We start from the raw sequence: 1,069 nt of genomic DNA on the forward strand, positions 1-1,069 counted from the left end.
GCCGCTGACGGCAGCGTGATCGTGGACATCGACGGCGTGCTGGTCCTCGCGCACTCCGAGAAGCAGGACGCCACCGCGACCTGGAAGAAGACCTTCGGCCACCATCCTCTCGTCGCGTTCGTCGACCACGGCCAGGCCGGTTCCGGGGAACCGGTGGCCGCGCTGCTGCGGCCCGGCAACGCAGGCTCCAACACCGCCACCGATCACATCACCACCACTGGGCTCGCCCTGGCCCAACTCCCCAGACACCTGCGGCGGGGCCGGCAGACACTGATCCGCACCGACTCCGCCGGCGGCACCCACGCCTTCCTCGACTGGCTCTCCCACCGGGGCCGGTGGCTGTCGTATTCCGTCGGAATGACCATTACCGACACCATCCACCAGGCCGTCCTGAAGATCCCGAAGAAGGCATGGACACCGGCCTACGACGCCGGCGGCACCGAGCGGCCCGGCGCCTGGGTCGCGGAGATCACCGACATCCCCGACCTGAGCACGTGGCCGAAAGGCATGAGGCTGATCGTCCGCAAGGAACGCCCGCACCCCGGCGCCCAGTTGCGTTTCACCGACCTCGACGGACTGCGGCTGACCTGCTTCGCGACCAACACAAAGGGTGGCCAGCTCGCCGACCTCGAACTGCGTCACCGCAGGCGGGCCCGCTGCGAGGACCGCATCCGAGGCGCCCGCGACACCGGCCTGCGCAACCTGCCCCTGCACGACACCGCACAGAACCGGATCTGGCTGGAGATCGTCTCCCTCGCACTCGACCTCCTCGCCTGGATGCCGATGCTCGCCCTGACCGGCAAGACCCGCCGCTGGGAACCCAAGAAGCTCCGCCTGCGGCTGTTCTCCGCCGCCGCCCAGCTCGTCACCACCGGCCGCCGCCGCTGGCTCCGTTTCACCACGCGATGGCCCTGGACCGACGAGATCACCCGGGCAATTGACCGGCTCAATGCCTTGCCGAGCCCCGGCTGACCAGCCACACCGACCGCCCCAACGATCCGCACCACCACACCGGGAAAGTGGAACCCGGCGCCCACCCGACGCGACAACCGGGCCGCCAACCTGCCCC

1 protein-coding gene is annotated in these 1,069 nt (G+C 70.0%); it reads left to right on the forward strand.

What is annotated here, in order from left to right; translation table 11 throughout:
* A partial coding sequence (locus tag ACWIHY_RS40405) for an IS1380 family transposase (RefSeq protein ID WP_454381762.1) occupies nucleotides 1-972 on the forward strand: 972 nt, incomplete at its 5' end.
* Nucleotides 973-1,069 lie beyond the last annotated feature (97 nt).

The sequence above is a fragment of the Streptomyces sp. NPDC055287 genome (assembly GCF_053646035.1).